Annotated in this window: 16 protein-coding genes; 9 read left to right on the top strand and 7 right to left on the bottom strand. The window is 36.7% G+C overall.

Annotated features, from left to right (window positions below):
• Positions 1-12: 12 nt before the first annotated feature.
• A complete protein-coding gene (locus tag ABMA72_RS02155) occupies positions 13-426 on the bottom strand; it encodes a cyclic nucleotide-binding domain-containing protein (RefSeq protein WP_392860872.1) in 414 nt (137 codons plus the stop codon).
• 8 nt (positions 427-434) lie between these two features.
• Positions 435-1,580 carry a hypothetical protein gene (locus ABMA72_RS02150; RefSeq protein ID WP_393055824.1) on the bottom strand — a complete coding sequence of 382 codons (1,146 nt, stop codon included), beginning with the start codon at positions 1,578-1,580 and terminating at the stop codon, positions 435-437.
• A gap of 65 nt (positions 1,581-1,645) precedes the next feature.
• Here ABMA72_RS02150 and ABMA72_RS02145 point away from each other — a divergent pair, with 65 nt between their 5' ends.
• Both ABMA72_RS02145 and ABMA72_RS02140 read left to right on the top strand, forming a co-directional pair.
• Positions 1,646-2,854, top strand: a complete 1,209-nt coding sequence (locus tag ABMA72_RS02145) for a U32 family peptidase (RefSeq protein ID WP_392860868.1) — start codon at positions 1,646-1,648, stop codon at positions 2,852-2,854.
• Entirely contained in the window at positions 2,854-4,041 is a 1,188-nt protein-coding gene (locus ABMA72_RS02140; RefSeq protein ID WP_393055821.1) for a peptidase U32 family protein, read from the top strand. Before ABMA72_RS02145 ends, ABMA72_RS02140 begins: the two co-directional genes overlap by 1 nt.
• On the opposite strand, the gene ABMA72_RS02135 is transcribed toward ABMA72_RS02140, so the two are convergent.
• Positions 4,038-5,162, bottom strand: a complete 1,125-nt coding sequence (locus ABMA72_RS02135) for a THUMP domain-containing protein (RefSeq protein ID WP_393055818.1) — start codon at positions 5,160-5,162, stop codon at positions 4,038-4,040. The two genes, ABMA72_RS02140 and ABMA72_RS02135, sit on opposite strands and share 4 nt — an antisense overlap.
• A 54-nt stretch (positions 5,163-5,216) precedes the next feature.
• Here ABMA72_RS02135 and ABMA72_RS02130 point away from each other — a divergent pair, with 54 nt between their 5' ends.
• From ABMA72_RS02130 to ABMA72_RS02105, 6 genes are all read left to right on the top strand, one after another.
• On the top strand, positions 5,217-5,921 hold the full coding sequence (locus ABMA72_RS02130) for an SAM-dependent methyltransferase (protein WP_393055815.1): 705 nt from the start codon (positions 5,217-5,219) through the stop codon (positions 5,919-5,921).
• A 104-nt stretch (positions 5,922-6,025) separates the two neighbouring features.
• A complete protein-coding gene (locus tag ABMA72_RS02125; RefSeq protein WP_393055813.1) occupies positions 6,026-7,063 on the top strand; it encodes an isopentenyl-diphosphate delta-isomerase in 1,038 nt (345 codons plus the stop codon).
• A complete protein-coding gene (locus tag ABMA72_RS02120) occupies positions 7,060-8,340 on the top strand; it encodes a hydroxymethylglutaryl-CoA reductase, degradative (protein WP_393055810.1) in 1,281 nt (426 codons plus the stop codon). The genes ABMA72_RS02125 and ABMA72_RS02120 overlap by 4 nt, the downstream gene beginning before the upstream one ends.
• 3 nt (positions 8,341-8,343) lie before the next feature.
• Positions 8,344-9,375 carry a GYDIA family GHMP kinase gene (locus tag ABMA72_RS02115; RefSeq protein ID WP_392860856.1) on the top strand — a complete coding sequence of 344 codons (1,032 nt, stop codon included), beginning with the start codon at positions 8,344-8,346 and terminating at the stop codon, positions 9,373-9,375.
• On the top strand, positions 9,365-10,450 hold the full coding sequence (gene mvaD / locus ABMA72_RS02110; protein ID WP_393055807.1) for a diphosphomevalonate decarboxylase: 1,086 nt from the start codon (positions 9,365-9,367) through the stop codon (positions 10,448-10,450). Before ABMA72_RS02115 ends, mvaD begins: the two co-directional genes overlap by 11 nt.
• The gene (locus ABMA72_RS02105; RefSeq protein ID WP_392860852.1) at positions 10,450-11,352 is read left to right on the top strand and encodes a mevalonate kinase; all 903 of its coding nucleotides are present in this window, start codon (positions 10,450-10,452) and stop codon (positions 11,350-11,352) included. The genes mvaD and ABMA72_RS02105 overlap by 1 nt, the downstream gene beginning before the upstream one ends.
• Positions 11,353-11,388: 36 nt before the next feature.
• Here the strand turns inward: ABMA72_RS02105 and ABMA72_RS02100 are convergent, their stop codons facing one another.
• From ABMA72_RS02100 to ABMA72_RS02085, 4 genes are all read right to left on the bottom strand, one after another.
• Positions 11,389-11,778, bottom strand: coding sequence for a hypothetical protein (locus tag ABMA72_RS02100; protein ID WP_392860850.1), 390 nt, complete (start codon positions 11,776-11,778; stop codon positions 11,389-11,391).
• A gap of 29 nt (positions 11,779-11,807) precedes the next feature.
• Entirely contained in the window at positions 11,808-12,194 is a 387-nt protein-coding gene (locus ABMA72_RS02095) for a hypothetical protein (RefSeq protein WP_393055804.1), read from the bottom strand.
• Positions 12,195-12,367: 173 nt separating this feature from the next.
• Positions 12,368-13,183, bottom strand: coding sequence for an enoyl-CoA hydratase/isomerase family protein (locus ABMA72_RS02090; protein ID WP_392860846.1), 816 nt, complete (start codon positions 13,181-13,183; stop codon positions 12,368-12,370).
• 126 nt (positions 13,184-13,309) lie between these two features.
• The gene (locus ABMA72_RS02085; RefSeq protein ID WP_393055801.1) at positions 13,310-15,034 is read right to left on the bottom strand and encodes a hypothetical protein; all 1,725 of its coding nucleotides are present in this window, start codon (positions 15,032-15,034) and stop codon (positions 13,310-13,312) included.
• A gap of 113 nt (positions 15,035-15,147) precedes the next feature.
• Here ABMA72_RS02085 and ABMA72_RS02080 point away from each other — a divergent pair, with 113 nt between their 5' ends.
• Positions 15,148-17,070, top strand: a complete 1,923-nt coding sequence (locus ABMA72_RS02080) for a hypothetical protein (protein ID WP_392860842.1) — start codon at positions 15,148-15,150, stop codon at positions 17,068-17,070.
• Positions 17,071-17,074: the final 4 nt, after the last annotated feature.

The raw sequence follows: 17,074 nt of genomic DNA, 5'->3' as shown, positions 1-17,074 counted from the left end.
CCCTTCTTAGCTTTATTTTATAAGATCTAGAATCTCTCTTTGCTCTTCAATACTTAAAGGCCTAACAGTGTCGGCCTTCTTTCTTTTTATTCCACTTTTTGCGATGACTTTATCGAGGTGGTGGATACGATCAACTACATTCTTTGTCATCTTAAAGAGCCAATCAGGAAGCTCTTCTTTGATTGTCTGACTATCGATTTCCATTAGTGTGACCTTCGTTTTTGCCATAACATAGGCTGCGCGGTGAGTACCAGCGAAGAAGGCCATCTCACCAATCATCTCTCCAGGGCCTACTGTCGCAACTGGACTAACTTTATTACCGTCAACAACAAAGACGAGAAGTTCTCCCTCTTCAACCAGATAGATCGTATCAGACTGATCTCCCTGTTTAATGATGATAGCATTTTCGTTATGAACAATTCTCATATGGCCTCTTATTTTAGTTGGGTAATCTGCTTAAGCTTAATTACTAGCTCACTGACAAGTTTAGGGTAATAGATAGATTGTGGAACTTTATTAGAAATAAATAAAGGGTTTCTTGTATAATTTTGCTTAAGAACTTCGTTATAGTTTACGATATCCACATTTTGATGAGTTGAGATCTTTTCAAGCTGTTTAACAAAGAGTGGGTGCGAAGACTTGACCTCACATGCAAAGGCCACTTTTTGTAAAGCCTGATCATAGGCCTTTGTTATCTCACCCTGTTTTTCAAAAAACTCTTGCTTTAATTGATGAAATTTCGTGTTGGCCAAAATATTTTTTTCAAGAGACTGAACAAGTACATGGGCCTCTTTCGTTTTAGATTCAGAAAGAAGTGTATCGAGTTTTTTTAGGGCCTCTTCAAATTCTAGGCCATTTGTATCTTCACAAATTCTAAGGTCATTTATCTCCATATTGATTGGTGGAATGACGGTAAGGATATTAACTCCTTTGGCCTTTAGAGTTCGAAAGAATTTTTCGAGACGAATATCATAGAGAAGAAGTTCTTTTTCTAAAATACTTCTAAAGCGTTCAGGAGATAATTTATCAAATTCAAGTGGTTCAATTTCTGAAGTTAGCTGTTTAAGGTCTTCATTTAAGAAAATTAAACGTGACAGATTTGGATGAAGCTTAATCAAACTTTGGATATAGAGATTTTTAAAGAGTTTAAAATTCTGATTATTAAGTTTAATGGCCTCTTTCTTCTTTGGATAAATATCTTCTTGTAACTCTGAATAGCCAGTTGCAAGAATAAGAATCTTAGGAACTTTCTTTAGCGCCGCCACTCTTTGAATGGTGCGATAAAGGGAGTCGCCCTTAGAAGAAATATTGTAAATAGAAAGTGGCCTGGCCAACTTTTTTGAGAGTTGAGTTGTGATGTCATTGATAAATGGACTGATTGATACACCCATTTCATCTCCGACAATTAGTACGTCGGCATTTGAGGCAACTTCATCAGGCCCATAGGTTTCTGGTGCCATGACATATGGTGCTGGAGTTTCTCGCAGAGGGGCCTTGTGATAATGGTAACTTAGAAGCCCCAAAATTGTGATAATGAACGCACAGGCCAAATAAAATATAGTGTTAAATATTTTTTTCATAAAAACTAATCAAGATTTCCCTATGACTTTATTATATACGTAATTTCTGGTACATAGAAGACCTTATGAAAGATGCAAAAAACACCAGATGGGTACCTGAGCTTTTAGCTCCGGCAGGTAGCCTAGAAAAATTGAAAGTGGCCATTAGTTACGGTGCCAATGCCGTATATCTTGGTGGTCAAAAATATGGACTTCGCCAAGCGGCCGATAACTTTACGATTGATGAAATACGTGAAGGGGTTGAGTTTGCTCATGAGCGAGGTGCTCTTGTCTATGTCGTCTTAAATTCATTCTTTCACGATAAGGATTTTGATGGCCTATTAGACTTTATTAAAGAACTTGATGATGTGGGAATTGATGCAGTTATTGTTTCAGATCCTGGTGTGATCAATTATATAGCTGAGAATACAAGTCTAGAGATACACCTTTCAACTCAGGCAAGTTGTCTTAATGTTGAAAGTGCAAAACTTTGGAAGAAGCTAGGTGTTACTCGTATCGTCCTTGGGCGCGAGGTTGCCATTGCTGATGCTAAGAAAATCAAAGAAGAGGCCGGCGTCGAGATCGAGATGTTTGTTCATGGTTCAATGTGTATGGCCTACTCTGGGAATTGCGTGATTTCCAACTATACACAAGGGCGTGACTCAAATCGCGGTGGATGTGCTCACAGCTGTCGTTTTGAATATAAAATTGATGATGGAAAGAAGGAGCTTAATAGCTACTTTATGAGCTCTAAGGACCTTGAGGGAATCAGACTTCTTCAGGACTTTATTGATGCAGGAATTGACTCCTTAAAAGTTGAAGGACGTATGAAGTCTCCAATGTATGCGGGAACAATTTCAATGGTCTACTCACAGGCCCTTGCCTATTATAAAGAGCATGGAAACTTTCTAAGCGATGATCTGCTTAAGTGGGAAGATGAGCTTACAAAAGTTACTCACCGTGCTTACACACAGGCATCTCTTGTTGAAGAGGCCGATGAAACTTCGATTTATAATGATCGTGAGCATGAAGATAAGACATATCGTGCGATTGGAAAGGTTGCGCAAGTTGTGGACAATGAGTTTATCGTTGTTGATGTAAGAAGTGCATTTGAACTAGGAGAGTCTCTTGAGATCATGCCTTTTTCAAACGCTCACGTGGATGTAAAGATTGATCATATCTCTAATCTTGCTGGAGAGAATTTTGAGCGTACACGTCCTGGAGCACTTTTTAAAATTCCTTACGTTGCAGGAGTTGAGGTGAATAACCTTGTTCGTGCAAAGGTTGTAAGTTAATGAAGACGACAACTTACTTAAATAACCTTAATGATCTTCCTAATATTATTGCTAATAAGTCTTTAGTAAGTGAAGTCATCTTAGCAACTCGCTTATTTTCTCAAATTGGAAAACTCTCTATTGAAGAGATGGCCAAGGCCATTGAGTTATTGAAGTCAGAAGCAATTTCCTATTCTTTAGAGTGGGATATTCTTATGACGGAAACTCGTTTTGCAATGTATAAGCAACAATTTCAAAAATATGCAGACCTTGGTTTTAAGAGTATTCGCTTAAGAGATCCTGGTGCTATTAATTTTTGTTTAAACGAATATCCTGATCTAAAGATCGATCTTCTTTTAGATACTGGTGGACACCATAATCTTAACTCAATTAAGGTTTGGAAGAACCTTATTGGTGATCGTCTAAGAAAGATTGTTCTTTCAATTGAACTCTCAAGTAGTGTGATTAAAGAATTTTGCCAAGAGATTCACTCGTGGGGCGTTGAAACAGAATTACTCGTCTTTGGACGAATTTTACTTTTCTATACACCACGAAACCTTGTGTCTCCTTTGTATTCTGATGAAAGCTTAGAAGATAACTACCTTGAAGTTAGTGGTTCAAGTGAAGAGTCTCCTCATAAAGGATTTCCGATTGTTGAAAATCAACACGGAACATTTATGTTTAATACAAAAGACCAATTTCTTTTAGAGTATATCGATGAATTAAAAGATTGTGGTGTTAATGATCTTAGAGTTGATGCTCGCCATCTAGAAAATAATAATCTCTTAAATGATGTTGTTTCACTTATTAATTCTTTCGATAAGTCGAAGGCCAAGGAAGTGAAAGATCAATTTGGTAACTCAACGACACGCGGATTCTTTCACGTAAATAAATCTGATGTCCTATTTAAGAAGCTTAAGAATAAGCGTACCCAACGCCAAGATGAAGGCTTCTTAGGTGAAGTTGTTGATGTTGTGAAGAAGTCTCATATGGCCATTCTAATTAAGGGAATGCGCGGTGAGGAGTTTGCTCTAAAAGTAGGAGATGAACTTCGCTTAAATACACCAGACGGAAAAGTTAAAACAACGAAAGTTCATAAGATTACACATACGAATGGTAGGGAGGCAGACTCTGCTAAGACAGGTGAGTTAGTGCTGATTCCACATGTTAGTGGTGTTAGTGTTAAGACCATGGCCTATAAGAATTAGTTGTAGCTGACCTTAACGAACTGTACCCAGATTCCACCATTATTGATTCGCTGTGATCTCATTGCCTTAAACTTCTTGTCGATAATAAAGGTCTCTGGCATCACAGCATAGGCACTCTTTGCTCCAAGCTTTTGTGCCTTTGCATAGAAGTCATTTACAAATTCATGAATATTTTTTTGCGTCTTTATTCTCTTACCGTATGGAAGATTACAGGCAATAACTAAGTTATTTTCTGAAAGTTCTTCCATTTTAAAAAAATCACCATGAGTCACTTCAAGATCAAATCCCTCAAGGTTTTCTTTGATGGCCTTAATATTATCGCGATTTATATCATTGGCCAGGGCCTTGCGCTGAATTTCATCGTTTAAAATATTTACCTTTTGCGCAGCCTGTTTCCTAAAAAGAGGAAAGTTCTCAAAATTATAATGACGCTTAGAATTCACCTGGTCTTGGAAGAGATACTCGCTTACGATCGTTCCCGAGCCGGCCATTGGATCAAGTAGGGTATAACCTTTTTCTTCATTGCTATCAATGAATCGAATAAGAGCTGCTCCAAGAGACTCTCGCATTGGGGCCTTGGCAGTAAAGATCTTATGTCCTCTCTTATCAAGCCTCTCTCCTGAACAGTCGATTGAAACCTGACACATATCTTCCTCGAAACGAATAAAGATAATTGGTGGATGACTCCACGTAAGCTCGTTATATTTCGCCTTAAAGGGTTGTGCCTTTTGATAATCTGCAATGGCGTCTTTTGCGGCCTTGATGATTTTTCGATCATCAAATAAGCGCGAGTTATGAGAGCTTACCTTAAATTCAAAGTCAGTCGTTGGGATATAATCATTCCAATTTATCTTTGATAGCTTTTTGTAAAGTTTAGGAAGATCTCTTGCTTTAAATTCTTCTACTCTTAGAAGTGCCCTTGTCGGGATCTTCAAATACTTTATCAGTGTTAGAAGAGAGAAAAGGTCTTGAGACTTAAGAAGTAGTCCCGCTTCATTATTGAACTCTATTGTATTAAAGAATTCGTAACGAATTAGCTCTTTTAGCTCTTCTTTGGCGAACTCCTCGAGACCAGGAGTTACAGAGAGAAATAATTCGTATGTTTTTGAAGTTTTTTGCATATTATTTGTATACACGATCTTGAGTTTATAACCAATTGGTCATATATAAATGATATGGCCAAACAAAGTAAATACGGAACTCTATATTTAATTGCAACTCCAATTGATGAGCAAAACCCTCTCGATACGACAGCTTTAAATTTATTAAAGTCTGCCATCGAAGAGCGAGAGCAAAGTCTCTTTCTTATTGAAGACTTGAAGCCTTGTCGTAGACGTTGGTTACGTTTTGGACTTGATCGCGAAATCATTGAAGACTTTATTCTCTTTAATGAACACACTCAAGTTGAGATTGAAAATGAAATCATTGCAAAAATTCAAAGTGGTAAGAATGCTTATCTTATGAGTGATGGTGGGCTTCCGGCATTTTGTGATCCTGGCCAAAAACTCGTAAAAAGATGTCATGAGCTAGGGATTCGCGTGACTTGCACTCCCCATAGCAATTCAATTTCACTTGCCGTTGCCCTGTCTGGTATCGACTGCGCTAATTTTTCATTTGCTGGCTTTCCTCCGCGCAGGCCTGAAGAGCGTAAGGAGTTTTTAAAGAATTTGGCCAAGGTAAATATGCCAAAGGTTCTGATGGATACCCCGTATCGCCTAACGAGACTTCTTGAAGAGTCTGTGGAAGTTTTTGGTGATCGTCTCGCTTTTGTCGGCATGGAGCTTAATGGAGAGGACGAGGAACTTAAATACGGTAAGTTATCGAAATTGCTCAAAGAAGTTTCTGGATTAAAGAAAGAGTTCATTCTTATTATTACGTAATTGTTTAAAGGCCTAGCAAATCAGATAGATTTTTCCAAAGCATAAATGGAATGTTGTTGCTTCGAATAAAATCTGCTAAATTGCCTAAATCATTAGGTATGTACATGAAAAGAGACAATTTAGAGGCCCAGGCAACGAGCGATCGTAAGCTTGAGCATATCAAATTAACGGATGCTGCACAGACGGCACAAATCTTAGCTGATAAGCGCTTTTACTATGAGCCACTTTTTAGTGGAAATAGAGAAGTGCCCGATCTCAGTCTTAACTTTGCTGGACATCAATTAGAATTACCAATTTGGGTTTCATCAATGACAGGTGGAACCGGTGTCGCTGCAAAGATAAATGAAAATCTTGCACGAGCATGTGGCGATTTTGGCATTGGGATGGGACTAGGTTCTTGTCGTAAACTTCTTTCCAAAGAAGGTCGTAGTCAGTACTTCAGCGACTTCGATATCTCAAAATATACAGCTAATGCGCCTTTTTATGCCAATCTTGGTGTGGCCCAGTTAGAGGAGCTCATCGAAGATGGTGAGCTTGATCGTGCCAAAGAAGTCGTTGACCTACTTGGTGCCAACGGCCTAATTATTCACATCAATCCAGCGCAAGAATGGTTTCAACCTGAAGGTGATATTATCAAGCGCTCTCCACTAGAGATTATAAAAATCTGTTTAGAAGAGTTTGATTTTCCAATTATCGTCAAGGAAGTTGGACAGGGAATGGGGCCGAAATCTTTGGCCGCTCTTATGCAGATGGATCTGGCCGCAATAGAATTTGCTGCCTTTGGTGGAACTAATTTTTCTAAACTTGAATATATTAGAAATTCCAATGACTTATCTATTCATGAACCTCTGTGTCATGTTGGCCATACTGCCCTAGAAATGGTAAATATGAGCAATCAGATTATCGATCAATTAGGAGAGCAGGTAAGGTGTAAGAACTTTATCATCTCAGGTGGTATTAAATCATATCTTGATGGTTTCTACCTGTGTAGGCTTTCGAAAGGAAATGCCATTTTTGGTATGGCCAGCGAGTTCCTAAAGACGGCAATGGTTGATTATGAAAGTGTTAGTCGACAGGTTACACAAATAAAAGCAGGTCTAGCATTTGCTAATTCATACCTTAGTGTAAGGAGTGAAAATTGAAATTGATTCAAGGTTTTTCAAAACTAACAAAAGAACAGAAAGTAGAATTTATCTCAAAGAATCTTGAGGCCGGTTCAAAAGAACAGATCCTCTCTTTCTGGCATCAGGATCAAAAATTACAAAATACATTTGATGAATTCTCTGAGAATACCATCTCAAACTTCTTCCTACCTTATGGTGTGGTTCCTAATTTTGTTTTAAATCAAAAAGTATATAACGTTCCAATGGTTATTGAAGAAAGCTCTGTTGTTGCGGCCCTGTCAAAGGCAGCAAAGTTTTGGAGCTCTCGTGGTGGTTTTAAGGCCGAAATCATTGGCAGTGAAAAAATTGGTCAAGTTCACTTTGTCTATGAAGGTGACAAGGCCCAACTTAAAGAATTCTTTGAAAATGGAAAAATTGATATTTTAAATTCTCTGACTCCATTAACTATCAATATGGATAAGAGAGGCGGTGGGATTCGTTCGATCGAGTTAGTTGATCTAACAGATAAAGAAGAAAACTACTACCAAATCAAGATGGCATTTGAAACTTGTGATGCGATGGGGGCCAACTTCATTAATTCTGTTTTAGAAGCTGTTGGGAAATATTTAGAAGAAAAACTAGGGGAGCACGTACAAGTGATTATGTGTATCCTTTCTAATTATACGCCTAATTGTAAGGCCCGTGCATGGGTTGAGTGTTCAATTGAAGACTTGAATGAAAAGAGTCTTGGAATGGATGCAAAAACATTTGCACAAAAATTTGCTCGTGCAGTTCGCATTGCTCACATTGATCCTCATCGTGCAACAACTCACAATAAAGGTATCTTCAATGGTATTGATGGTGTTGTTATTGCAACAGGTAATGACTTTAGAGCAGTTGAGGCCTGTGGCCATACATATGCTGCAAGAGACGGACAGTATCGCTCTTTAACTAATTGTAAAGTTGAAGGAGATAAGTTCTTATTTGAAATTGAAATTCCACTAGCACTGGGAACTGTTGGTGGTTTAACAAAGCTGCATCCATTAGCGAAGATGTCTCTTGATATTTTAGAGCGTCCAAGTGCAAACGAGCTAATGATGATTACAGCAAGTGTGGGACTTGCTCAAAACTTTGCGGCCTTAAAGAGTTTAGTGACAAGTGGTATTCAAAAAGGACATATGAAAATGCACCTAATGAATATCTTGGGACAACTTGAAGCTAATAATGAAGAGAAAGAAAAAATTGCTGAATACTTTGCGGACAAGGTTGTTTCGTTCAGTGCAGTAAGAGAACAACTAGAGAGTTTAAGAAACTAAATTATGAACACAACACACACAAGCAACACAATTTTAAAATATTTGGAAGGAGAACAATTTCTTGAACTTCCAAAGAATGGCCAACTTTACTTTGGTCATGGGAAATTACTTCTTTCTGGAGAGTATTTTGTTCTAGACGGTGCTCAGGCACTTGGTCTACCAACGACTGTTGGACAATCTCTTCGCGTTCAATATTCAGCATCATTTGATCCAAAGCTATATTGGAAGTCATATGACCCAGCTGGAAAGCTATGGTTTGAAGTGATCTTTGAATTCTGGCACTTCAATATCTTAAATGACAATCCAACCAAAGAGATGATGGTTCTGCAACAGATGCTTAGACAAGCTAGAAAGCAGAATAAGCACTTCTTAAGAGATGGAGTTGATGTACATGTTGTGACTCAACTTGGATTCCCTCTTGAGTGGGGCCTAGGTTCATCTTCAACTTTAATTCATAATATTGCTGACTGGGCGATGGTTTCACCATTTGAGTTAGCATTTAATACGCTTGGTGGTTCTGGATACGATATCGCTTGTGCGCAAAGTGATGATCCACTTATCTATCAAAAAAGTGGTGATGGGCCAAAGTGGTCGCCGGTTGAATTCAACCCATCATTTAAAAATAACTTATACTTTATTTACTTAGGTCATAAGAAAAACTCTCGTGATGCTATTGAGTACTATAATCAATTGCGTCCACATTCACCGGAAGTAATCAATACTATCAGTGAATTATCAAATCAGATTGCTTCTGCAAAAACGCAGGAGGAATTTAACTTCTTAATCCGTGCCCATGAAGAAATTATTGGTAAACAACTTAAGCTTAAGCCTATTAAGCAAGAGGCCTTTAGTGACTTTGATGGAGAAATTAAATCTCTTGGTGCATGGGGTGGTGACTTCATTCTTGCTTCAACAATGAATAATAGAAGGTACGTTTCTAATTACTTTGAGGAAAAAGGCCTAAAGGTCATCATTCCTTACCGTGATTTAATTGTCGATAATGAACCAAAAGTTGAAGCTAATAATGTCCACTAATTTCAAGTTAACGAATTATAAAATAGAAAAATTAAGTGAAGGCCGCTCTTTCAATGTAAAGAGCCCTTCTAATATTGCATTGATTAAGTACTGGGGAAAGTATGGAGAGCAGCTGCCTTCAAACCCTTCTCTAAGTGTCACACTTGATAATGCTCATACTTTGACAACTTATAAAGTTTCAAAATCTGATAAATTTGAATTAGATTTTAAATTTGAGTCAAAGAGTAATGAGAAGTTCCAGGCCCGTGTTGAAAAGTTTTTTAATCGAGCAGTTGAGTTCTTCCCATTTATCAATGAGTGTCGAATTGAAATGGATTCAATGAATTCATTTCCTCATTCGTCTGGAATTGCTTCTTCAGCAGCATCAATGTCAAATTTTGCCAGTGCACTTTGTGAGATTGAAAAAATAGTGACGCAAGAAGACCACGACGAAGAATATTACCTAAAGAAAGCTTCTTTTATGGCCCGCTTAGGCTCTGGAAGTGCTTCACGATCACTTTTTCCAAAAATGTCGATTTGGGGTAAGTCGGTTCAAGGAAGCTCTCAAGAGTATGCTGTTGGGCTTGATAGCTATGATAAGTCATTTGAAGGAATTTGTGATTCTATTGCAATTGTAAGTGCAAGTGAGAAGGCCGTAAGCTCTACAGCTGGCCATGCTCTTATGAATACGCATCCATTTGCAAAAACTCGTTTCTTAAATGCTTGCAACAATTTTAACTCACTTTGCTTTGCTCTAAGTAGTGGTGACTTTGATGCCTTTGCAGAGATTGTTGAGGCCGAGGCATTAGAACTTCACGGCCTAATGATGAATTCAAAACCATCATTTATTCTGATGGAACCAAATACATTAGCAATCATCGCTAAGATCAGAAACTTTAGAGCACAAACAGGCGCAAAGATCTGTTTTACTCTTGATGCTGGGCCAAATGTACATATTCTTTATCTAAAAGAAGATGAAGCTAAAGTTCGTCAATTTATTGAAGATGAAGTTTCTGGCCTTTGTCATAATAACGTTGTTATCCATGATCACATGGGTAATGGTGTCGAAGTGGAATTTTTAAATCGAGATTCATAATGGAAAGTGTCGGAAGTTTTAGCGCAAAAATTCTTCTTTTTGGTGAGTACTCAATCATTCGCTCGTCAAAAGCTTTAGCGATGCCTTACTCACTTTTTGACGGAAAGCTAAACTTTCCTGAAAAGCAAAACACAGGAGTTGATTCTGAGTTATCTGCATTTTCACAATATTTAAAGAAACAAAATGAGAAGGGAAACCTTAGCTTTAACTTTGATCACCAATCTTTTTCTTTTGATATCTCTAGTGGCATTAGATTTAAATCAACTATTCCTCAGGGTTATGGTGTTGGAAGTTCGGGGGCATTATGTGCGGCCGTTTTTGATCGTTATGCACGTATTAGTGATGAACAAAAAAACGATATTGCCTTCTTAAAGGATTGTTTTAAAGAAATGGAATCACACTTTCACGGATCTTCATCTGGAGTTGATCCACTGATAAGTTACTTAAATGTTCCGCTTCTAATTGATAGTAAGAAACAGCTGACTGAAGTTGTTTTAAAAAATGAATCCAAAGGCCCAGGGCTATTTCTTTTAAATACAGGCCGTGCCAGAAGAACAGAGCCACTTGTAAACTTATTCATGGAAAAGTGTTCTTCTAAGGACTTTGCTTATCTTTGCGATCGCGTCTTAACGCCAATTTCTGATGAGTGTATAAAGTATTATATTAATGACGATCGTGAAAAGCTCTGGAAGAAGTTTAAAGAGTTATCTTCGTTTCAATTTGAACATTTCAACCCGATGATTCCTGCTCTTTATCGAGATCTATGGACAGAAGGTCTTGAATCGAATGATTTCTATTTGAAGCTTTGTGGTGCCGGTGGGGGAGGTTTTCTTCTAGGTCTGGCCCGTGATATTTCTAAGCTACCTTCACAATTAGCTAATTTTGAAATTAGACCAGTATAAATAAGGCCCACATTCACAAGTGGGCCTTTAAGTTTCTTATCTGATACCGTACATTTTTCTAATATCAGCAAGCTTGTGTGTTGGTGTTACTTTTCTTTTATCTTTACATATCTTCATTGTTTTCATGGCATAGACACCAGAAAATACTGATTGTTTTGTTATGTAGTTATATCTTATATCTGAGACAACTTCGTTATTATCGTTTACTTCAAATTCTTGAAAAACTTCAACCGCCATTGCCTTGGCACTATATTCAACATCTCCATTTGGCCATGGAAAGGCACTACATTGTCCGACAGATAGTGCATACTCATTCACACTCACTCGGCATTTGTAATTTTCGTCATGCTTACCTTTTTCACACCATGTGCTTGCAAGGATATTTGTTGTCGCTAAAATCGATAGTAGTAAAATAATATTTTTCATGTTCTTCTCCATTTTTTCTGTTTGAGTTCTTACTGTTGAATTCCGTAAAAATCTTTAACTTCTTCTAAGCTGTATGTTTCAAGCTCTCCCATGGCCTTGCGACAGTCCCAATAAGAATCCATTGCTTGTACACCTGTACCTGTTCCACTCGTTGTACTAAGAACAGTTCTTCTTTCAGTAAGAAGATTGTGATTGGCATCTTTTAGGTAAACTTCTTCAACAAATGCTACCCCTGCAAATGCATTATAAGATTCGATATACATATTATCGTTGTACCAACATCTTCCTTTTTTAAGTACGTGTTGTGCAATTAGATCTCTACATTCATAAATTTTAACGTGCCTAGAGATTTGCTTACAGTTAGCAAAAGAGCTTGTTACTGTAAGTAGTGATAGTGCAAAAATTAACTTTTTCATATTCTCTCCTCATTCAATCTTTTTGTTTTCTTGTTCGAGGAGGTTATAACACAAAAAAGTGCATTGCACTGTTTTGTGTAAATATTTTATGGTGAGCTATGTTTTCGAGAGAAATTTATGTGAAATCAGTGACTTGGCCCACTCTCTTGGAGACGAGATGGGCCGTTCTTAGGCTAGATGGCCTCTGCAACAGTAGGAGCTTGTTTTAAAACACGGGCAAAGTCGCGTGGATTAATGAAATCCTTTCCATTTGCATAGTTTTTAAAGTCACCAGTGGCCAATGTTGAGTTAGCAAAAGTGATTTCCTCTAAAAGGTCATCTTCCATTGCCTTAATAAGAGCGTTGTTAAATGATCTCTTTGTTTGAATTCTTGCAGTAGGTGACTGCTTAGAGATACGAGTTACAATATCTTCAAGTTCATTTTCGCTGTAAAGAATTTTTCCGACAAGGCCTGCGTTTATAAGGGCATCGGCACCTACGCTTTGAGAAGATAGTAGGTATTGCATAAGCTTTGCACTATTTGCTTTTTCGTTAGTAAGAGTATTCATACCTGCCATTGGTGTGATTCCCTTATCGAGTTGATTAAAAGTCACACTAAAAGAAGGAGCGCAGTAGCGGATATCTCCACCCATTGCTAATTCTAGACTAAATGGGCAAGCAGATTTTTGAAATGACCAAAGGATCGTCTGTGGTAATAGCAATTGTCCCCAGCTAAGTCTTGCTAGTTGTTGTAGAGTATTACCAAGGTTTACTTCATCGAAAAATCTAAGTTCTTCTTTTTTGAATAATTCAATATCATCACTAGCAAATTTAAAAACTACTGAATGAATTTCAATTTTATTAGTTAACCAGTCAAAGAAGTGTTCAAGTTCATTTAAGTACGTCGAAGTATTGAAAAACTGTTCATCGTTGGCGATGACAACGTTGCATGTACGAGTTTGTCTAGATAGTGAAATATTGAGTGTATTGTACTTAAAGAAATTACTCATTGATACCTTCCCTGGTCTTTTTAAAACTGCTATCCGATGCAGTTTCTAGTTACTAAATGTAAACTCTCAGATCGATCCGTGATCTGTTAATAAAATTATTTCAATTTTGCTTTGGGTCTGTCAAATCTAAGAAGCTTTTTTTCTCATTAAATTTTCCACAAAAATACTTTCAGTATTCTTATAAGAAATAGACTTATCACATGAATTTAAGGTGTTAAGGATGTATTCTTGTAGTTGAGTGTTTTGATCGCTACTTACTATTCTTCTGGAATCCCTTGTTATAAGCCTTAGTTGAATTACCTGTTCGTTTGGCTCAGACTTTAATAAGGCCTTAACTATTATTGCGTGAAGGGTGCTATTGTTGAAGTCCCAGTTTGCGGCCTCTAGATCATTTATTGATTCTTGTGAAAGTTTTCTCACACTCATGCCGCGTTTAGTGCATTCATATTTAATATAGTGCTTAGCGATTTCAACAATCTCTGCTCGACGTAGTCGAAGTGGTGGAATATTGAGTTTTACTGTTGTGATGAGATTGTAGAGGTCTGTTAGAATAATATCGTTTTTTTCAAGGGCCTTCAGATCATTGGTTGCAATTGTCACGATTCTAATTTTAAGCGACCTAATAATATTGTAGAAGGTTGCTTGTTCATCGTAGCTTAGCATCTCAAGGTTTTTAACGATTAAATCCTTTATTCCCTTATTTGTCAGCTCACTTATTTGTTCGAGTTTTTTATGATTAGCAATTTCATCGTCATTAAAGTCAATGACATTCTCTTCATTATCGCCACAAATATAACGTGCGTACGCTCTCTTTCCAAGGCCTACTTCTCCGTGGATATAGAGATTTTCTCTAGTGTTCTTAATTGTATTTAGAGTGTTAATGATCGATTGTCCGGTTTGTGATTTATCACTGAAAATGAAGTGATCTGGAAGTTTGTTTTCTACCTTTTCACTACTAATAGTATGCTTTTTACCTGCATAAAAATAAGAGATAAGGCTAGCGATAATCTTTATATTTTCAATCATCGTAAAATTAAACTTCCCACCCGATACACTATTAGACATACAAATAATGCCAATGCTTTCTCCATTGTGGTTAACAATAGGGGACATTAGGATATTTTTAATGTCGAGATCGACACCGGTTGCTTTTTTTTCATGAAAACTTTTGTTAATGATTACTTTATTAAAGTAGGCTTCTTTTAGAATGCTATTAAAGCTATGATCCCTCGGTGTAACGTCACTATTGGTTCTTTCAATTTCGAATTCACCTGTTTTGGCATCAAAGAGAAAGATATGATAGTTTTCACAGCGGAAAATGCTAGGAAGCTCATTTAAGATATCGATAATCTTACCACTATAGGTTTTTTGAATTAAGCTTTGAAAGAGTGAAAATAACTCAACCCCATCATCACGATTGATCTTTATTTTATTTTGGCAGATTTGAAAGAGCTTGTCTTTGAGCTTCGCCGTTCGATAGTGTGATAAGAAGTCTTTTAAAAAGTATTTTAAAACCGTTGTTTGTGAATTTGGTTCAATTGAAATTCCGTATATCGTCTTTGTCACATCCTCACAATAGATGAATGAGCGGATGATTATTCCAGTTAACTCAAAGTCCCAGTTATTAAAAAGTCTTTTAGTTGCGATTTTGATTTTAACTTTCTCGCCAATTGAATATTTTTGCGAGCAAATGAAATTTAGGCCAGAGAGGTTTATTGAGTCAATGCGAACATTATTATGTTTGATATTTTCGCGATCTATTGTGATCACTTCAGCACTAACTTTATCTTCCTCGTGAATTGGGAAGCGATATGATTTGAAAAATTTGTAATTTTGAATATTAAATTTCAATTATTCCTCAATGATGGGTCCGATTTCAGATATCTTCTTATCGTCGATTTCTTTAGAATTTTTATATCTCTGAGAGTTAAAGTTAGTAATTTTACTAGACGATAAATATTCATATGAAGAAACTTAGAAATTATCGTATTAAACTAAAAGAGTCGGATAATATAGAGTGTATTCTCTATGAAATGATTGGAGACTCAACTTCAAATTCATTCAATGTGGCCGTCGACAATATATCAACAACAGGTATTGGTGTTCTCATCGGAGAGTATGTTGATAGTCAAATTTTTAAGATTGAAATTAAGTTTAAAAAAATACGATTATTCCAAACCGTTAAGCTAAGACGATATCGTCCAAATTTTAATAATGTTGGTGATAACTACCTTGGCCTTGAGTTTATTGACTACGAGGTTGAAAGCATTATGAACCTCATGACAGAACTTGTTTCTTCAATGGGCAAGAGACGTCTTCGAAACCTTATGTATGATATGGTTTTAAATGAAGCAGTTGCGGGAAATTATGATTCTGATAATACATTCGATAAAGATATCGATGATAATGTTTCTGTTTCAATGATTCTTGATTTATTTCACATCTTTAAGAACTATCGTAATAAAGTTGAATTGATAAAATTATTCATTATTGAAGTCCAAAGAATTGTTAAGGCACGAGATGCTAGGGCTTTTATTGTAGGACATGATGAACACACTTTCAGTGAGTTTGATTTTCACACGAATCAGCTAAAAGAAATTGAGTATCCTATTGTTGGAATACTTGAGGAGCTATATAACAATCCTCGTGGTATTAAATCAAAATTCTCTCAATCTCTATCAAGTGATGAATTCTTTAATATGTACGAGGTTGTTAATAATACAACGATCTCAACATATATGATGTGTCCGATTTTCGATCATAATGAAAATATCTTTGGGATTTTAAATTTTTCAAATAAAGAAAAGAATGAACTCTTTACTGATAACGATTTAAAACAGGCAATGTTCCTAGCTCGAGTTATTGGCCTTCTCTACTTTTACAAGAGTGATGAGATTGAAGAGTATGAAGAATATAATAGTGGTGATTATGGGGACGATTACGAAAATGAAGTTGCTTTAAATACTTCAATGGGAATAAGTGTTTTTGCCAAAGGTGCCCAATCGTTCTTAGATCAATATAGCGCACCTAATGAAAAGGGCCCTGTCTATATTTACGGCGGCGAGGGAAGTGGTAAGTTCTATCTTTGTGAAAAAATTGCTCGCCAGTCTAATACTGCTAATACTCATATCGAAGTTGTTAATTGCTATGCCAAGATGACAAAGAAAGATATTGATGAGGTTGTTGATAAGATTAGAGATCGTGTTATTAATGGCCATGTAATCTTTAAGGGCCTTGATAAGCTTTCACCTACGGTGGCAAATTATATTATCGAGACTGTTGATCAGAGAGAATCGTTTAGAATTCTTTTTACTGGTACTGTTTATTTGAATGAGTTAATGATTCCAAGCTTTAAAACCATCTCACTCGTTGAGAGAAAGGAAGATATTCTCTTCTTTGCAAATTACTTTATCTCACAATATAGCCTTAAAAATCATACCACTAAAAAACGTCTTTCTCATCGTGTTCAAAAAATGCTTCTCGATTATGACTGGCCTGGAAATATTTCTGAACTCAAGGCCTGTATTGCAAGACTCATGATCTTTAATAAAGGCAGTGGAAATTTGACGATTAGAACGAGTGAGATCACTCCTTTATTTGAAAAGGACATACAGCCACAAATATCAATTGAGGCCAATGATTTAAAAATTAATGCCTTTGATGAACATGACCTAAATGAACAGGAGTGTGCAGACCTCTATCTTTATTTCTTCGTGGCCAAGCAATTAAAAGAAGGTGCCGTAGGGCTTAAGTCTGTGGCAAAAGGCTCCTTAATCGACTACGAAGATATGGTTGGCCGCCTTAAAAATGGTAGTAAGGTTGTAAAGCGCTTATTTAATGAAACTGTTGAAAGAGTTGAGTTGTATATTTCAGATAATGTGGCCTAGATTT

The sequence above is a fragment of the Halobacteriovorax sp. CON-3 genome (genome assembly GCF_043196995.1).
In the GTDB taxonomy this organism is placed as follows: Bacteria; Bdellovibrionota; Bacteriovoracia; order Bacteriovoracales; family Bacteriovoracaceae; genus Halobacteriovorax_A.
Note: the sequence above shows the minus strand (reverse complement) of the source record. Positions and strands in the feature narration are given on the sequence as shown.

Bases quoted from the DNA above. Each gene is read 5' to 3' on its own strand.
- ABMA72_RS02155 (WP_392860872.1), bottom strand. From the start codon at position 426: ATGAGAATTGTTCATAACGAAAATGCTATCATCATTAAACAGGGAGAT.
- ABMA72_RS02150 (WP_393055824.1), bottom strand. From the start codon at position 1,580: ATGAAAAAAATATTTAACACTATATTTTATTTGGCCTGTGCGTTCATT.
- ABMA72_RS02145 (WP_392860868.1), top strand. From the start codon at position 1,646: ATGAAAGATGCAAAAAACACCAGATGGGTACCTGAGCTTTTAGCTCCG.
- ABMA72_RS02140 (WP_393055821.1), top strand. From the start codon at position 2,854: ATGAAGACGACAACTTACTTAAATAACCTTAATGATCTTCCTAATATT.
- ABMA72_RS02135 (WP_393055818.1), bottom strand. From the start codon at position 5,162: ATGCAAAAAACTTCAAAAACATACGAATTATTTCTCTCTGTAACTCCT.
- ABMA72_RS02130 (WP_393055815.1), top strand. From the start codon at position 5,217: ATGGCCAAACAAAGTAAATACGGAACTCTATATTTAATTGCAACTCCA.
- ABMA72_RS02125 (WP_393055813.1), top strand. From the start codon at position 6,026: ATGAAAAGAGACAATTTAGAGGCCCAGGCAACGAGCGATCGTAAGCTT.
- ABMA72_RS02115 (WP_392860856.1), top strand. From the start codon at position 8,344: ATGAACACAACACACACAAGCAACACAATTTTAAAATATTTGGAAGGA.
- mvaD (WP_393055807.1), top strand. From the start codon at position 9,365: ATGTCCACTAATTTCAAGTTAACGAATTATAAAATAGAAAAATTAAGT.
- ABMA72_RS02105 (WP_392860852.1), top strand. From the start codon at position 10,450: ATGGAAAGTGTCGGAAGTTTTAGCGCAAAAATTCTTCTTTTTGGTGAG.
- ABMA72_RS02100 (WP_392860850.1), bottom strand. From the start codon at position 11,778: ATGAAAAATATTATTTTACTACTATCGATTTTAGCGACAACAAATATC.
- ABMA72_RS02095 (WP_393055804.1), bottom strand. From the start codon at position 12,194: ATGAAAAAGTTAATTTTTGCACTATCACTACTTACAGTAACAAGCTCT.
- ABMA72_RS02090 (WP_392860846.1), bottom strand. From the start codon at position 13,183: ATGAGTAATTTCTTTAAGTACAATACACTCAATATTTCACTATCTAGA.
- ABMA72_RS02080 (WP_392860842.1), top strand. From the start codon at position 15,148: ATGAAGAAACTTAGAAATTATCGTATTAAACTAAAAGAGTCGGATAAT.